This window comes from Actinoplanes sp. CA-142083, from assembly GCF_050942195.1.
Taxonomy (GTDB): domain Bacteria; phylum Actinomycetota; class Actinomycetes; order Mycobacteriales; family Micromonosporaceae; genus Actinoplanes.
The window spans coordinates 157710-171879 of sequence record NZ_CP192076.1 but is presented as its reverse complement, the minus strand read 5'-3'; the positions used below and the strand labels follow the sequence as shown (position 1 = coordinate 171879).

Annotated in this window: 16 protein-coding genes; 4 read left to right on the top strand and 12 right to left on the bottom strand. The window is 70.6% G+C overall.

Annotation, left to right across the window (positions count from 1 at the left end; all coding sequences use genetic code 11):
- Nucleotides 1-4: 4 nt before the first annotated feature.
- Nucleotides 5-424: a PaaI family thioesterase gene (locus ACQPZX_RS00825; protein WP_433372948.1), complete on the bottom strand. Its 420-nt coding sequence runs from the start codon at nucleotides 422-424 to the stop codon at nucleotides 5-7.
- Between the two features lie 122 nt (nucleotides 425-546).
- Between ACQPZX_RS00825 and ACQPZX_RS00820 the strand changes: the two genes are divergently transcribed.
- Entirely contained in the window at nucleotides 547-795 is a 249-nt protein-coding gene (locus ACQPZX_RS00820) for a hypothetical protein (protein WP_433372946.1), read from the top strand.
- Here the strand turns inward: ACQPZX_RS00820 and ACQPZX_RS00815 are convergent.
- The 6 genes from ACQPZX_RS00815 to ACQPZX_RS00790 all read right to left on the bottom strand — a co-directional run bounded on the left by ACQPZX_RS00815 (nucleotide 792) and on the right by ACQPZX_RS00790 (nucleotide 5400).
- Complete coding sequence (locus tag ACQPZX_RS00815; protein WP_433372944.1) at nucleotides 792-2051, bottom strand: PrsW family intramembrane metalloprotease; 1260 nt, start codon at nucleotides 2049-2051, stop codon at nucleotides 792-794. The two genes, ACQPZX_RS00820 and ACQPZX_RS00815, sit on opposite strands and share 4 nt — an antisense overlap.
- Nucleotides 2048-2614, bottom strand: coding sequence for a hypothetical protein (locus ACQPZX_RS00810; protein WP_433372942.1), 567 nt, complete (start codon nucleotides 2612-2614; stop codon nucleotides 2048-2050). The genes ACQPZX_RS00815 and ACQPZX_RS00810 overlap by 4 nt, the downstream gene beginning before the upstream one ends.
- A gap of 9 nt (nucleotides 2615-2623) precedes the next feature.
- Complete coding sequence (locus ACQPZX_RS00805) at nucleotides 2624-3190, bottom strand: RNA 2'-phosphotransferase (RefSeq protein ID WP_433372940.1); 567 nt, start codon at nucleotides 3188-3190, stop codon at nucleotides 2624-2626.
- A 12-nt stretch (nucleotides 3191-3202) separates the two neighbouring features.
- Nucleotides 3203-3982 (bottom strand): class I SAM-dependent methyltransferase, encoded by a 780-nt coding sequence (locus ACQPZX_RS00800; RefSeq protein ID WP_433372938.1) that lies wholly within the window; start codon nucleotides 3980-3982, stop codon nucleotides 3203-3205.
- Nucleotides 3983-4069: 87 nt separating this feature from the next.
- Nucleotides 4070-4279, bottom strand: coding sequence for a BldC family transcriptional regulator (locus ACQPZX_RS00795; protein ID WP_014687221.1), 210 nt, complete (start codon nucleotides 4277-4279; stop codon nucleotides 4070-4072).
- 281 nt (nucleotides 4280-4560) lie between these two features.
- Complete coding sequence (locus ACQPZX_RS00790; RefSeq protein WP_433372935.1) at nucleotides 4561-5400, bottom strand: hypothetical protein; 840 nt, start codon at nucleotides 5398-5400, stop codon at nucleotides 4561-4563.
- Between the two features lie 152 nt (nucleotides 5401-5552).
- Here ACQPZX_RS00790 and ACQPZX_RS00785 point away from each other — a divergent pair, with 152 nt between their 5' ends.
- Both ACQPZX_RS00785 and ACQPZX_RS00780 read left to right on the top strand, forming a co-directional pair.
- On the top strand, nucleotides 5553-6632 hold the full coding sequence (locus ACQPZX_RS00785; protein WP_433372932.1) for a Glu/Leu/Phe/Val family dehydrogenase: 1080 nt from the start codon (nucleotides 5553-5555) through the stop codon (nucleotides 6630-6632).
- 182 nt (nucleotides 6633-6814) lie between these two features.
- Nucleotides 6815-7030 carry a DUF3073 domain-containing protein gene (locus tag ACQPZX_RS00780; protein WP_020516925.1) on the top strand — a complete coding sequence of 72 codons (216 nt, stop codon included), beginning with the start codon at nucleotides 6815-6817 and terminating at the stop codon, nucleotides 7028-7030.
- Nucleotides 7031-7335: 305 nt separating this feature from the next.
- On the opposite strand, the gene amcA is transcribed toward ACQPZX_RS00780, so the two are convergent.
- From amcA to ACQPZX_RS00755, 5 genes are all read right to left on the bottom strand, one after another.
- On the bottom strand, nucleotides 7336-7560 hold the full coding sequence (amcA, locus tag ACQPZX_RS00775) for a multiple cyclophane-containing RiPP AmcA (protein WP_433372929.1): 225 nt from the start codon (nucleotides 7558-7560) through the stop codon (nucleotides 7336-7338).
- Complete coding sequence (amcB, locus tag ACQPZX_RS00770) at nucleotides 7529-8629, bottom strand: cyclophane-forming radical SAM peptide maturase AmcB (RefSeq protein WP_433386062.1); 1101 nt, start codon at nucleotides 8627-8629, stop codon at nucleotides 7529-7531. Before amcB ends, amcA begins: the two co-directional genes overlap by 32 nt.
- Nucleotides 8630-8761: 132 nt before the next feature.
- A complete protein-coding gene (gene purM / locus ACQPZX_RS00765; RefSeq protein ID WP_433372926.1) occupies nucleotides 8762-9910 on the bottom strand; it encodes a phosphoribosylformylglycinamidine cyclo-ligase in 1149 nt (382 codons plus the stop codon).
- Nucleotides 9911-9944: 34 nt separating this feature from the next.
- Nucleotides 9945-11549, bottom strand: a complete 1605-nt coding sequence (gene purF / locus ACQPZX_RS00760) for an amidophosphoribosyltransferase (RefSeq protein WP_433372924.1) — start codon at nucleotides 11547-11549, stop codon at nucleotides 9945-9947.
- Between the two features lie 81 nt (nucleotides 11550-11630).
- The gene (locus tag ACQPZX_RS00755; protein ID WP_433372922.1) at nucleotides 11631-12005 is read right to left on the bottom strand and encodes a sterol carrier family protein; all 375 of its coding nucleotides are present in this window, start codon (nucleotides 12003-12005) and stop codon (nucleotides 11631-11633) included.
- A 232-nt stretch (nucleotides 12006-12237) separates the two neighbouring features.
- Here ACQPZX_RS00755 and ACQPZX_RS00750 point away from each other — a divergent pair, with 232 nt between their 5' ends.
- Nucleotides 12238-14124 carry a carboxypeptidase-like regulatory domain-containing protein gene (locus ACQPZX_RS00750; RefSeq protein ID WP_433372919.1) on the top strand — a complete coding sequence of 629 codons (1887 nt, stop codon included), beginning with the start codon at nucleotides 12238-12240 and terminating at the stop codon, nucleotides 14122-14124.
- Nucleotides 14125-14170 lie beyond the last annotated feature (46 nt).

Sequence of the window (14170 nt, the reverse complement as noted above, 5' to 3'; positions counted from 1 at the left end):
GATTTCACGCTCCGCGCAGAAGACAGGTGATCCGGGCGGTGCAGATGCGCTCCCCCGAGTCGTCGGAGATGACCACCTCGTAGGTCGCCATCGTGCGTCCCCGGTGCACCGGCGTCGCCACCCCGGTGACCAGGCCGGAGCGGGTGCCCTTGTGATGGGTGGCGTTGATGTCGACGCCCACCGCGAACGGCCGGTCCACCGTCTGCCCGTGCAGCACCGCGCCGACCGACCCGAGCGTCTCGGCCAGCACGCACGAGGCGCCGCCGTGCAGCAGCCCGTACGGCTGGGTGTTGCCCTCGACCGGCATGGTGCCCACGACCCGCTCGGGGGTGGCCTCCTTGAGCTCGATGCCCATGCGCTTGCCCAGGTCACCGCCGCCCCCGGAGGAGAGCAGGGTCTGCAGGGCGTCGGCCGCTATATCCATGAGGGGGAACGTTACCTGCCGGTTCCAGGCTTTCCAGCGACTTCGATCACACACCCCAGGTCGCGCGGCTGGCGCGCTGGTCCTAGGGTCTGCATGACCTATCCGGGCCTTGAGGAGATTCGATGAGCGAGCCCCAGGAGACCGTGGAGACGCGCGGCGACGACCGCGTCGACCTGATCGCCAACGACACCACCGGCGACGGCAAGCCCGACGTCTGGGTGTCCGACACAGACGGGGACGGCAAGCCCGACCTGTTCCAGTTCGACACCGACGGCGACGGCAAGGTCGACATCACCATGGTCGACCTCGACCAGGACGGCAACCCCGACGCGATCGTCGACGGCGACGGCGGCCTGCCGCCGCAGTCCTAAGACCCACCCAACGCCGACAGAGCAACCCAGAGGACGGCGATCGCCACCGCGGTGGTGACGATCGTGGAGGCCGTGTGCCGCCACGACCGCGGCCCGGTGATCGCCTCCGGGTGGCCCAGCTCGCGCAGCACCCGGCGCTGCTCGAGGATCTCGTCGCGGTTCGACGCCGCGTCCCGGCTGAGCGCCACGGCCAGCCGCGCCTGGGCGCTCTGCAGCCGCCGCACGGCCCGCCGCCCGGCGTGACCCACCCGCTCGCCCGCGAACCGGCGGGCCGCCGCCCGGGCCGAGCCGGAGCGCAGCACCGCGATCTCGGCCGGGGTGATGACCTCCGGGTCGCGCAGCGTGCCGAGCCGCTCGACGTAGTAGTCGGCCTCCCGGTCGTGCGCCCGCCGCACCAGCAACAGGATCAGCAGCAGCGGCGGCAGGCCCTTGAGCAGCAGCACGCCCAGCAGCGCCAGCGCGCCGTTGCCGAGCCCGTCGCCGAGCAGCGGCGAGTTCCACAGCACGTGCGACGCCCAGGCGCCGAGGAAGGCGAGCAGGGCCGCGCCGACCCGGTGCGCGGGCCGGCGGTCGCGGCGCACCACGAGATAGCCGATGCCCGCGCCGGCCAGCGCGCCGAAGAGCGTGTGACTCCAGACCCCGGAGAGGAAGCCGCGCAGCAGGAACGTGGCGATCACCGGCTGCACCTGGTCGCCCTGCCCGGCCAGCGCCACCGCGCCGACCGCGAACACGACGTCCTCGACGATCTGGAAGCCCAGCCCCACCATCGCGCCGTAGACGACGCCGTCCAGCACGCTGTTGACCTGGGAACGGGCGATCAGCACGACCGCCACCACGCCGAGCGTCTTGGCGGTCTCCTCGACCGTGGGCGCGGCCAGCGCGGCGCCCCAGTCGGCGGCGAAGTGCGGCGAGCCCAGCTTGGCGACGAGATCCTCCAGCGCGGCGCTCGCCGGGATCGAAACGCTGGTCGCCACCAGGCCACCCCACGCGAGGGCGAGCACGAGCAGCTCGGTCGGCTCCCGCTCGAGGAAGTCGAGCTCCGCGACGACCAGCCAGAACGGCACCGCGAGCAGGGCGAACAACAACACGGCCGCGGCCGTGGCGATCGGGTACGCCGACGCCAGCCGCCCCGCGATCTGCGACATCCGGATCGCGCCCGCGAGCAGCAGGGCGGCGATCACCCAGAACGCCGGGACGCGGGCCAGCGCGGAGAAACGAGCCCCGCCCTGAGCGGGGCGCACGGCGGCGGCCGTCACGGCTCGCGCCCGTCGGTCCGCAGGGTGCGGGTGCTGGCCTCGATCTGCGGGAGCGTGCGGCCCAGGTCGAGGTCGACGCCGCTGATGGTGACCTCGATGGTGAGCCCGTCGGAGACGAAGACCGCGTACCGGCCGCTGCGGCCCGGCGCGGTGTAGCCGCCCTGGAGGCCGATCAGCCCGCCGGCCGTGAAGACCTCCAGCTGCGGGCCGGTGACCTGGTATCCGGGCGTTCCGGTGATCCGCTGCCGGAGGCGCTCGCCGGCCGATCCGAGGTCGCCGGGGAAGGGCCGGACGGTGATCTTGTATTGCACGGCGCCGAGGCGGAAGAGCGCGGTGCCGGTCACGCCGCCGGGGCGGGTGCCGGTCACGTCGAGGGTGGACCCGACCGGCGGGATCACGGTGACGCCGGCGCCGACCGGGTACGGCTCGTTCGCGCTCACCGGCCGCTCGGCCGGCAGAGCGCGGTCGATCGCGGGAAGCCCGAAGGCGAGTCCGGCGAGGGTGGCGACGACCCCGAGAGCACCGAGGAGATTCATCAGCTCACGCCGGGTGACCCTCGCCATGCCCCTACGCTAAACGCTCCCCGGCCCCTCGGCGAGATACGCGGGCGGGACCGCGGAGGTCAACCAGACGCCGTTCTCACTGCGATGGAAGACGTAACCGGCGGCGGCCATCCCGGCCGCGTCGACGCGGAACACCACCACGTCGGAGGAACGGCGGCGCCCGACCACCAGGGCGGTTGGCACGTCCTTGGAAAGGTGGACGTGATGGCGGCTACGCGGGCGCAGCCCGTCCCGCAGGATCGGGTCGAGGTTCTCGCGCGGGGTGCCGTGGAACAGCACCTCGGGCGGCTCGGCCGGCGGCAGCCCCAGGTCGACCTCCACCCGGCGGGAGTGGCCCTGGCTGGCCCGGATCCACTCCACGCCGTCGTCGCGGCGGGCGACGGCGAACCGGGACTTGTCGTTGTTCTCGACGATGACATCGAGCTCGCCGCGGGTGATGCCCAGCGCGGCGAGAAGGTCGGCGACCGGCACCCAGCCGTTCGCGTCGAGCGTGAGCCCGGCCGACTCGGGCCGGTGCCGCAGGACCATCGAGATCCGGCGGCTCACCCGCACCTGGTCGCGGGTCAGGTCGGTCATGTCGAATCTCCGTTAATTTGGCAACTCCATGACCGCAAGGTAGTAAGGGCGGTCTTCGAGGTCGACCGATTTCATGCGCCACGGGGTGCCGCTCAGCAGCTTCTCGAGCTCGTCGGGCGAGCAGTTCAGGTAGTCGAACCACTCGGTGGCGAGACGCCGGTAGCGCAGGCGCAGGCGCAGCTGGCCGCCGATCCGGCCGCGCTCGCGGTTGCGCTGGTGGTACTCGGCGTGCACCGGGTCGGTCGTGCCGTACGGGTCGGTGCCCTGCGCCACGATGCGGGCGCCGGGCTTCGCCAGTTTCGCCAGAGCGGCGAGGAAGACCGGCGCGCGCTCGGCGCCCTCGAGGAGGCCGAGATTGTTGCCGAGCAGCAGGAAAGCGTCGTACCGGGTGGCCGCTCTTTCGGCGTACGCGTCAATGGTTGTCGCCACGACGTCGCGCAACCCGCGTCGCCGAGCTATCTCGATCGCGCCTCGCGAGGTGTCCAGACCGGTCACGGCCATGCCCCGCCGCTGCAGCTCGAGCGCCGTCCGTCCGGCGCCGGTCCCGATGTCGAGCACCTGCCCGCGGCAGAGACGCAAGGCCCGGTGGTCGTGCGGCTGCCACTCGTCGGGCCCGGCCAGATAGTGATCGGCCGGCGCGCCGTTGATCAAGCCGTCGTCCCGCTCGATCACCTCGATGACCGGCCGCGGCACCCGGCCGCCGGCGAGCGGTCTCGGCCCGATCCCGGTGCGCACGGCGTACGCGTCCCGGATCATCTCGCCCCAGACGTCGCCGATCAGTGGCTCATCCATGGTCACTAAACTTAGAGACGAAGAAGGGGCGTTCGCCTTCCCCAGCGCACGCCCCTTGCAACGATGCTACGTCCGACTGAAGTCCGTTCAGTCGCCCTGACGCTGCGTGGGAATCTGCCCCTGCAGCAGGGCGCGAACTTCCGACTCCCGGTAACGGCGGTGGCCGCCCAGCGTGCGGATTGCACTGAGCTTGCCGGCCTTCGCCCACCGGGTGACGGTCTTCGGGTCGACGCGGAACATCGACGCCACCTCGGCCGGCGTTAGTAGCGGCTCAGGATCGTGCGTACGCGATGCCATCGGTCACTCCTCCACAGGTACCTATAGACATCGGCCGGGGTCCCGCCGGCCGGTGCGTCTCTCATGGTCCGGCTAGTCCCCGATGTCCGACATGGGCCGAACGGACGAACGTCCCCCAATTAACGGATGAAGCATGCCCGATTTTTCCGTGTTTTCTACGCCAGATAGTGCCGCGTTTAGTCCGATTATCACGCTTCGGCGAGCCCTGATTACGAAGAGTATTCGCCTCGGGAGCGTTCCCACGGTCGCCAGAAAATCGGGATAAGTCCAGTTTTGGCAGGTCAGTTACAGCGCTCCAGCAGCTGTACGCCGCGCCAGCGATCGACGAGCTTCTCATAAGCCTCGGAAGCCGCGTCCGCGTCGCCCCGGGAGAGGGCGGAAAGTCCGGCCGCCACCAGTCCGGGTGAATCGTCCCCGCTGAGGTCGTCATCCGGGAGGAGGTTGACGAGGCCGCCGTAATCGAGCTCCACGATCGACCGGGGATGGAACTCCTCCAACCACCGGGTGCCCTCCTCGACCGCCTCGGTGATCGGCGCGTCCCCCAGCGACTTGCGCAGCACCGAGACGCCCCGGTGCGCGCGCCGGCGGGCCTTGGAAATCTCGGTGCGGTAGCGCAGGGTGCGCCGGCCGGCGGCGAGATCGATCTCGCGCTCCTCCAGATCGACGAAGACGAACCAGCGCAGCGGCACGCCCCACGTCGCGATCTGCTCGTGCACCCGCGGCACGCCGTGCTCGAGCACCTTGGCGCCGCTGCGCCAGTCCTCGACGATCGCGCGGGCCTGCCCGGCCAGCACCGGCGGCACGAACGCGTCGGCCAGCACGCTGGGCACGCCGTCGCGGGCGTTCAGGGCCGCCTCGGCGACCCGCAGGCGCAGGTTCCACGGGCAGACCAGCAGCGTGTCGCCCCACTCCAGCACGTACGCCTCGTCGGGCAGGTCGGGGAGGCGGGTCCAGCCCGCGCCGAGCGCCTCGAGCACGGCGGAGCGCTGCTTGACCGGACCCTCGACCGGGCCGAGAGCACGACCCTCCCGGGCGTACTTGCGCCAGAAAACCTGGCGGTCGCGGTCGAAGGCGGTCAGCGGTTCGTAAACCCGAAGGTACGACGCGAACAGTGACGGCACGGCGCGATCCTTTCATGAATTCCGCCCCAGCGAACTTCCCGCGCGGGCGTAATCACAGGGGCTTCCGCCCGACTACGCTCGCTATGTCCGGCACCACCCCGGCCGGGGCATCGGCCTCACAAGGGCCTCGACACCAGATCAGGAGAGCAGCGATGGGTGTGTTCGACACCGACGGCACCGACGCCAGCGGGCACGAACAGGTCGTCTTCTGCCAGGACCGGCAGACCGGCCTCAAGGCGATCATCGGCATCTATTCGACGGCCCTCGGGCCGGCGCTCGGCGGCACCCGCTTCTACCCGTACGAGAGCGAGGACGACGCCCTCGCCGATGTGCTCAAGCTGTCCCGCGGGATGGCGTACAAGAACGCGCTGGCCGGTCTCGACCTGGGCGGCGGCAAGGCGGTGATCTGGGGCGATCCGGCCCGCGCCAAATCCGAGGGCCTGCTGCGCGCCTACGGCCGCTTCGTCGAGTCCCTGCACGGCCGCTACTACACGGCCTGCGACGTCGGCACCTACGTGCCGGACATGGACGTCATCGCCCGCGAGACCCGCTACGTGACCGGCCGCAGCCTCGAGCACGGCGGCGCCGGCGACTCGTCCATCCTGACCGCCTGGGGCGTCTTCCAGGGCATGCGCGCGGCCGCCGAGCACACCTGGGGCTCGCCGACGCTCGCCGGCCGCACGGTGGGCATCGCCGGGCTCGGCAAGGTCGGGAAATATCTGGCCGGCCACCTCATCGAGGACGGCGCCGCGGTGGTCGCCACCGACGTCAACGAGACGGCCCTGGCCTGGGCCCGCGCGACCTACCCGCAGATCTCGCTCGTCGCGGACGTTCAGGAGCTGATCACCGCCGACATCGATGTGTACGCGCCCTGCGCGCTCGGCGGCGCCCTGAACGACGACACCGTCCCGGTCCTGCGCTCCAAGATCGTCGCCGGCGGCGCCAACAACCAGCTGGCCCACCCCGGCATCGAGAAGACACTTGCCGAACGAGGCATCCTCTACACGCCCGACTACCTGGTGAACGCCGGCGGCGTGATCCAGGTGGCCGACGAGATCGAGGGCTTCAACTTCGAGCGGGCCAAGCTGCGCGCCACCGGCATCTTCGACACCACCAAGCGGATCCTCGCGCTCGCCGACGAGGAGGGCGTCCTCCCCGCCGTGGCGGCCGACCGGCTGGCCGAGCAGAGGATGGCCGAGGTCGGCCGTCTGCGCGCGATCTACCTCGGCTAGGACCCGTTTTGCGCCCTGCCGCGCGTTCCGGGATGTAAAACCCGCGACGCGCGGCAGTGTCACACGCAACCCGAGGTGCCGAAGGCGGCATCGTCCATGTACCGTAAGACCCACGAGAGATGCCTGACGTCATCGGGGCCCGCCTTCGGGCTGCCCCGAATTCTGTGCGAGGGGGTCGAGCCATGGGGCGCGGCCGTGCTAAGGCCAAGCAGACGAAGGTGGCCCGGGAGCTGAAGTACCACTCCCCGAACACCGACCTCACCGCCTTGCAGCGCGAACTGGCAGGTGCCAGTGGTAAGTCCGACCGTCATTTCGACGACGACAACGATGAGTTCGTCGACGACGACGAGGACGACGCGGACGACGACCAGGACTCCTGGTCGCCTACAAGGCGCTGACCCGTATTGCACAGAGCACGCGGCTGACCGCGTGCTCCCGTGTGTCGCGGTCAACATCCCACGGTTCAAACAACACTGAAGCCCACGCGGGTACGCACCCGCGTGGGCTTCGAGCCTGACTTGCTGCCACCTCATTTTCGAGGACTCGCATCCGGGGAACTGCCCGCGATCGCCCCGCTGATGACGAGGCAGTCGGTTTTTCGTCGTAGCGGGGTTTGCTGCGCCGGAAAATCGCCTGCCTCGTCATCAGCCCCGGAGGGGCGATCGCCCGCGGCGCCGGAGGCGACGCCAGCTAGCAGAGCCAGCTAGCGCGGCCGGTTGTTCCAGTTGTAGAACGTCGGGATGTTCTCGAAGTGGTTCCAGGCGCACACCGCCGAACCGTCCTCTGACGTGCTCTCCGCACGGCGTTCGCGGGCTTGCTCCGCCTCCGCGATGAGAGCGGCCAAGCCGGCCCGGGTGTCTCGCACCCGTGCGGTCACCGGATCGACATCCACGTCCTCAGACGGCCGTGGGTTGGTGATCTCGGGCATGGTCCAGCACTCCCTCCAGTAGGCGAATCTTGCTGTTGCGGCAGTGGTCGGTCTCGGTCATGTCGAACCGGCCATGCTCGAAGTAGCGGTTCGCCGCGTGGGCGCCACCGCAGAAACCGAAGTACGGGCAGGCCTGGCGGCACGCCTCCACCCCGCGCAGGAACTCGGCGACCCACGGGGTGTCCGCGGCCGCCGCGAGGATCTCGCCGAGCGGAGTGGTCAGCACGTTGCCGCTGCTGAAATCGCCATACCGGGGATCGTGGAAGCCGGCCAGCTCGGGCGAGAGCAGCACCACCGAGCCGTCGTGGGCGACGGTGGGTATCGGGTCGAGCCGGCGCGGCAGCAGGTCGTCGGCCGTGCCGTCCAGCACCGCCGACGCGTACCGCAGCGACCACTCGACCTCGCGCAGGTGGATCCGGGGATCCTGGCGCCAGGCGCCGACCAGCTCGGCCCAGAAGGCGGTGACGTCGGCGGCCGCGTGCCGGTTGTCGCGGGTGTTGACGCCCTCGCGCTCCTCGACGTTGATGCCGAGCACCTCGCAACCCAACTCGAGGAAGTACTCGTACAGCTCCCCGGCCACGCCCGGTCGCGGATCGCCGACCACGCAGAGTGCCGAGAACGGGATGTCGTGCCGGCGCAGCGCCTCTATCCCCCGCACGATCCGGTCGTACGCGGGCTTGCCGCCGCGGGTGACTCGCTCGCCGTTGCGCGCCTCGGGGCCGTCGACGCTCACGCTGACCCGCACGTCGTGCTCGGCGAAGAACTCGCACCAGGCGTCGTCGACGAGGGTGGCGTTGGTCTGCACGTGATGCTCGACGCCGGTGAAGGGCGCCAGCAGCGCCGCCAGATGGTCCCGTCCGGCCGCCAGCGGCTCACCGCCGTGCCAGACCACCGAGAACCGGCCGGCCCGGGCGAAGCCCTCGACCGACGCCGCGACGGCCGCGGCCACCTCCACCGGCATCCGCTTGTCGACCGCGCGGAACGGAAGGTAACAGTAGGAACAGTCGAGGTTGCAGAGCGTGGTGGGCTGCATGACGACGTAGGTCGGGACGGCTGCTATGCCGTTCATTCCGCTCCACTTGTTGGCCATGCGCACCCCCGTCCGGCGTCCGCCTAGAGGCTAGGCCGCCCGATCCACCCCGTACATGAAAGATCCGCATGTGTCATAGATAGACACACACGGATTCTTCCACCGAATCGGTCAACCGCGGGTGTACTGCCCCATCATCTGCACCTCGCCGGTGCCGTCGATGACCTCGCCGACCTGCCAGGCCTCGACGCCACGACCGGTCAGGTAGGCCATCGCCCGGTCGGCGTCGTCGGACGAGACGATCGCGAACATGCCCACGCCCATGTTGAACGTGGCCTCCATCTCGGTGTCCTCGATCCGGCCCTTGGCCTGGATGAGGTCGAAGATCGGCTGCGGCCGCCAGGTGGAGCGATCGACCACCGCGTCCACGTGGTCGGGCAGGATGCGTACCAGGTTGCCGGGGATGCCGCCGCCGGTCACGTGGGAGAACGCCCGGACGTCGGTCTCCTCGATCAGGCCGAGGCAGTCCTTGGCGTAGATCTTGGTCGGGGTGAGCAGCTCCTCGCCGAGCGTGCGCTGGGTGCCGAAGTCGTCGACCACCGAGTCGAGGCGCATCCGGCCGGCGCCGAGCAGCACGTGCCGCACCAGCGAGTACCCGTTGGAGTGCAGGCCGGACGAGCGCATCGCGATCACCGCGTCGCCCACCTCGACCCGGTCCCGGCCGAGGATCTCGCTCTCCTCGACCACGCCGACGCCGGTGGCCGACACGTCGTACTCGTCGGGACGCAGCACGCCGGGGTGCTCGGCGGTCTCGCCGCCCAGCAGCGCGCAGCCCGCGTAGCGGCAGCCGTCGGCGATGCCGGCGCCGATCTCGGCGACCTTGTCCGGCACGACCTCGCCGCAGGCGATGTAGTCGAGCAGGAACAGCGGCTCGGCGCCGCAGGCCACCAGGTCGTCGACGACCATGGCGACCAGGTCGATGCCGATCGTGTCGTGGATGTCGAGCTGCTGCGCGATCACCAGCTTGGTGCCGACGCCGTCGGTCGACGAGGCCAGGATCGGGCTCTTGTACTTCTGGGTGTTGAGCCGGAACAGACCGGAGAAACCGCCCAGATCGCCCATCACCTCGGGGCGAGTGGTCTTTTTCACCTTCGACTTCAGGAGCTCCACGGCGCGGTCGCCGGCCTCGATCGAGACGCCGGCTTCCGCGTACGTGACCGACCGCTTACGAACGCCACGGCTCGCGCCCGCCTGCCAAGGCCGGCGGTCACCTTCGGCGCCGTTGGATCCGGCACTGTTGCGCTCGGACACGTGGGTCACGGTTTTCCCCTTAGAGCTGCGCTGTTCTTGAAGATCACGGGTGCTGCAGGGCGTTGCCGCCGCCGGGGCTGGCGACCAACCGGACGGTGTCCCGGTCGTCGTACTCGGTCTCGAGCTCGGCGACCGCGGCCGTGGCGGCTTCGTCGCTGGCGTCCGGCATCGACGCGCGCTTGCCGACGCCCTCCAGGACATGCTTGCCGATCAGATTGTCCGCGGGAAGGGGGATCGGGTAGTTGCCGTCGAAGCAGGCCATGCAGAGCCGCGATTTGGGCTGCTCGGTCGCCTGGATCAGGCTCTCCATCGAGACGTAGCCCAGCGAGTCGGCGCCGATCGACCGGCGGATCCCGTCGATCTCCAGCCCGTTCGCCAGGAGCTCGGCCCGGGTGGCGAAGTCGATGCCGTAGAAGCACGGCCATTTCACCGGCGGCGCCGAGATGCGCACGTGCACCTCGAGGGCGCCGGCCTCGCGCAGCATCCGCACCAGCGCCCGCTGGGTGTTGCCACGCACGATCGTGTCGTCGACCACCACGAGCCGCTTGCCCCGCACCACCTCGCGCAGCGGGTTGAGCTTGAGCCGGATGCCGAGCTGGCGGATCGTCTGCGACGGCTGGATGAAGGTGCGCCCGACGTATGCGTTCTTGGTGAGCCCGGCGCTGTACGGGATGCCGGAGGCCTCGGCGTAACCGATCGCCGCCGGGGTGCCCGACTCGGGGACCGGGATGACCAGGTCGGCCTCGACCGGGTGCTCCTTGGCGAGCCGGCGGCCGATCTCGACGCGGGCCGAGTACATGTTGCGGCCGGCGATCGTCGTGTCGGGGCGCGCCAGGTAGACGTACTCGAAAAGGCAGCCCTTGGGCTCGGGCGCGGCGAACCGGGTGGAGCGCAGGCCGTGCTCGTCGACCGCGAGCATCTCGCCCGGCTCGACCTCGCGGACGAAGCTGGCGCCGACGATGTCGAGCGCCGCCGTCTCGCTGGCGATCACCCAGCCGCGCTCCATCCGGCCGAGGACCAGCGGGCGTACGCCCTGGGCGTCGCGCGCCGCGTAGAGCGTGTTCTCGTCCATGAACACGAAGCTGAACGCGCCCCGCAGGCGCGGCAGCACCTCGAGCGCCGCCGCCTCGACCGACAGGTCGGGACGGCTGGCCAGCAGCGTGGTCACCAGAGCCGTGTCGGAGGTGGCGCCAATCTCGGAAGACCCAGTGGCCTCGAGACCGCGCTCGGCGACCTCGCGGGCCAGCTCGGCCGTGTTGACCAAGTTGCCGTTGTGGGCGAGGGCGATCGTCGTGCCGGCCGTGGTCGCGCGGATCGTGGGCTGGGCGTTCTCCCAGTTCGACCCGCCGGTCGTCGAGTACCGCGTGTGGCCGATCGCGAGGTGGCCGCGCAGGCTCGCCAGCGTCGGCTCGTCGAAGACCTGGGAGACCAGGCCGAGGTCCTTGTAGACCACCACGCCCGAGCCGTCACTCACCGCGATGCCGGCGGCCTCCTGGCCGCGGTGCTGGAGAGCGAAGAGCCCGAAATACGTGAGTTTGGCGACCTCTTCCTCGGGCGCCCAGACACCGAAGACGCCGCAGGCATCCTGGGGGCCGCGCTCCTGGGGGTCGAGATCGTCGGTCAACCGGCCGTCGCCGCCTCGGGGCACCTGATCGCTCCCTGCTCGCTTATCTTGGTCGTCCGCTCCGACCGGCCCAGTGTACGCGAGGCTGAGAGGTGCGGCTCGGCGTCAGTCTTCGGCAGGACGCGCGCCGAGCGGAAGGTATTCGGTGAGATCGGTGCGGATGCCGCTCGCGCGGAGACGACCGTCACTCAGCGCATCCGCCCAGCTCACACGCTGAGTGGCGACCAGCACCCAGGTGACCGGATCCGTTTCGACCACATTGGGGGGTGTGCCGCGCGTGTGCCGAGGGCCCGCGACACACTGAATCGCACCGAAAGGCGGAACTCGTACCTCCACCGAACGGCCCGGAGCACGAACGGACAACTCGGTCAGCAATGCTCGCACAGCGTCACGAAGCACGGACCGTTCGGGTTCGAGACCACGGTCCAGCGCGTCCAACGCCTGTTCAACGGACTCGGATTTATTGTGCGCAGGGGACACGTCGGGACGATACGACTCGCGTAGTTGAGATTGGTACGCGCCCCTGGGTCGCGCAATGGACGTACGACAAGGCATAGTGGCCGACGGTGTTTTTAGTCGCGGGACGTAACCGGCACCCTGAGACAGTCCGGGAAGACCGTGCGACCGGAAGGCGGTGGATGTGACAACGCACCTACGGACCCGAGCGGCCCAAGCCGGTGCGTTACTGGCGGTGGTCGCCGGCGGTATCGCCATGGCGCCCGCAGTGGCGCTGGCCGACCCACCCCAAGTGCAGATCACCAGCCTGCCGACCGACGTCGTGTCGGGCAGCTCGGTGACGATGCAGTACTCGGTGCGCGCGGTCAACAACGGCGGTGGTGGCGGCGGCGACAACGTGCAGGCCAACATCCAGGTGTCCGGCGACGGGATCAAGTGCAACAGCGGCTGTGGCCAGATCACCACGATCGACGGCAACGGCAAGTCCTTCAGCGCGCAGTTCACGGCGCCGACGGTCAACGCGGGCGCCACGAAGACCGCGAACATCAAGATCACCGTGACGGTCCCGAACGAGAACCCCGGGGAGACCACTCAGGCGGTCAACGTCAAGGGCCCCGACAAGCCGCAGACCGTCACGTCGGTCTCCGGCAAGGTCAAGGACCAGAACGGCAAGGCCATCTCGGGCGCGTCCGTCGCCATGAAGGACAGCGCCGGCACGCCGTTCGCGGCGACCACGAACGGCTCGGGCGGCTACTCGTTCAACTCGACCGACTCCAAGCCGATCGCGCCCGGCACGATCACCGTCGGCGCCCTCAAGGAGGGCTTCGACACGGCCACCGTGCAGGTGCAGGCCACGGCCGGCAAGAGCGTGAACGTGCCGCTGACGCTGAAGTCCGTCGAGGCCACCGCGTCGGCCTCGCCGTCCGCCTCCGCCTCGACCGCCCCGAGCGCAGAGGCCTCCGAGGATGCCGTGGCCGAGGAGCCGACCACCGAGGACTCGGCGCCGGCCGGCGCCGACACCAAGAACACCTCCGCCGACCAGGGCGGCGGTGGCGGCTCGCTGCTGTTCATCCTGCTGGGCGGCCTGCTCGTGGCGGCCGGTGTCGGCGCGATCGTGCTGGTGCTGATGCGCCGCAAGGGCAACGGCGGCGCCGGTGACGGCGTCGACGACGACCCGACCGCGATGGGCGGTGGCGGCGCGGTGCCGCCGAGCCAGGGCCGGTTCAACGACGCGACCCGGGTGGCCTCGCCGATGGGCGCGGGCCGGGACGCGACGATGATGGCGCCGCGGGCGGCCGGTTCGCCGATGGCCGACGCGCCGACCATGCTGCAGCGGCCGGTCGAGGACGAGTTCCCCGACCCGTACGGCGCGCCCGCACCCCGCCAGGGTGGCCAGTACGGCGGCGGCCAGTACGGCCACCCGCAGGACGACGGCTACGGCGCGGCGACGAGCGTCTACGGCGCGGCGCAGCCCGGCGGCGGCACCGGCACGTACGGCGCGACCTCCGCGGGCGCCGGCAACGAGTACGGCGCCGCCAACGAATATGGCGCGGGCAACGAGTACGGCGCCGGCAACCAGTACGGCGGTGGCGGCAACCAGTACGGCGCCGCCAACCAGTACGGCGGCGGTGGCCAGCAGCGGTACGACGAGCCCACCGGCATGTACCGCCCCGAATCCGGCCAGGACGACTACGACGACTACGACCAGCGCGGCGGCCAGTACGGCGCCGGCGGCGGTGCCGGCGCGAGCGGCGGCACCTACGGCGGCAGCCAGTACGGCGGCGGCGCCGGTGGCGGCGGCTACGACGACAACCGCGGTGGCTACGACCAGGGCGGCTACGACCAGGGCAACGGCTACGGCGCCCAGGGCGGCGGCACCTACGGTTCGGCGGCCCCAGCCGGTGGCCAGTACGGCGGCGGCCAGTACGGCGGCGCCCCCGCCGGCGGCGGCTACGAGGAGTACGACCAGGGCGGCTACGACCAGCGCGGCGGTCAGTACGGTGGCGGCGGCCAGTACGCCGGCAACGGCTACGACGACAACCGCAACGGCTACGAGCAGGGCGGTTACGACCAGCGTGGCGGCCGCGGCCAGGCCCAGCCGACCCACCCGGGCCAGCGTCGCCCGTCGGAGTGGGACAACTAGCCGGCACGAGACAGCACGAAAAAGCCGGCCAGCGCGAACGCTGGCC

Bases quoted from the DNA above. Each gene is read 5' to 3' on its own strand.
- ACQPZX_RS00825 (WP_433372948.1), bottom strand. From the start codon at position 424: ATGGATATAGCGGCCGACGCCCTGCAGACCCTGCTCTCCTCCGGGGGC.
- ACQPZX_RS00820 (WP_433372946.1), top strand. From the start codon at position 547: ATGAGCGAGCCCCAGGAGACCGTGGAGACGCGCGGCGACGACCGCGTC.
- ACQPZX_RS00810 (WP_433372942.1), bottom strand. From the start codon at position 2,614: ATGGCGAGGGTCACCCGGCGTGAGCTGATGAATCTCCTCGGTGCTCTC.
- ACQPZX_RS00805 (WP_433372940.1), bottom strand. From the start codon at position 3,190: ATGACCGACCTGACCCGCGACCAGGTGCGGGTGAGCCGCCGGATCTCG.
- ACQPZX_RS00800 (WP_433372938.1), bottom strand. From the start codon at position 3,982: ATGGATGAGCCACTGATCGGCGACGTCTGGGGCGAGATGATCCGGGAC.
- ACQPZX_RS00795 (WP_014687221.1), bottom strand. From the start codon at position 4,279: ATGGCATCGCGTACGCACGATCCTGAGCCGCTACTAACGCCGGCCGAG.
- ACQPZX_RS00785 (WP_433372932.1), top strand. From the start codon at position 5,553: ATGGGTGTGTTCGACACCGACGGCACCGACGCCAGCGGGCACGAACAG.
- ACQPZX_RS00780 (WP_020516925.1), top strand. From the start codon at position 6,815: ATGGGGCGCGGCCGTGCTAAGGCCAAGCAGACGAAGGTGGCCCGGGAG.
- amcA (WP_433372929.1), bottom strand. From the start codon at position 7,560: ATGCCCGAGATCACCAACCCACGGCCGTCTGAGGACGTGGATGTCGAT.
- amcB (WP_433386062.1), bottom strand. From the start codon at position 8,629: ATGAACGGCATAGCAGCCGTCCCGACCTACGTCGTCATGCAGCCCACC.
- ACQPZX_RS00750 (WP_433372919.1), top strand. From the start codon at position 12,238: ATGGCGCCCGCAGTGGCGCTGGCCGACCCACCCCAAGTGCAGATCACC.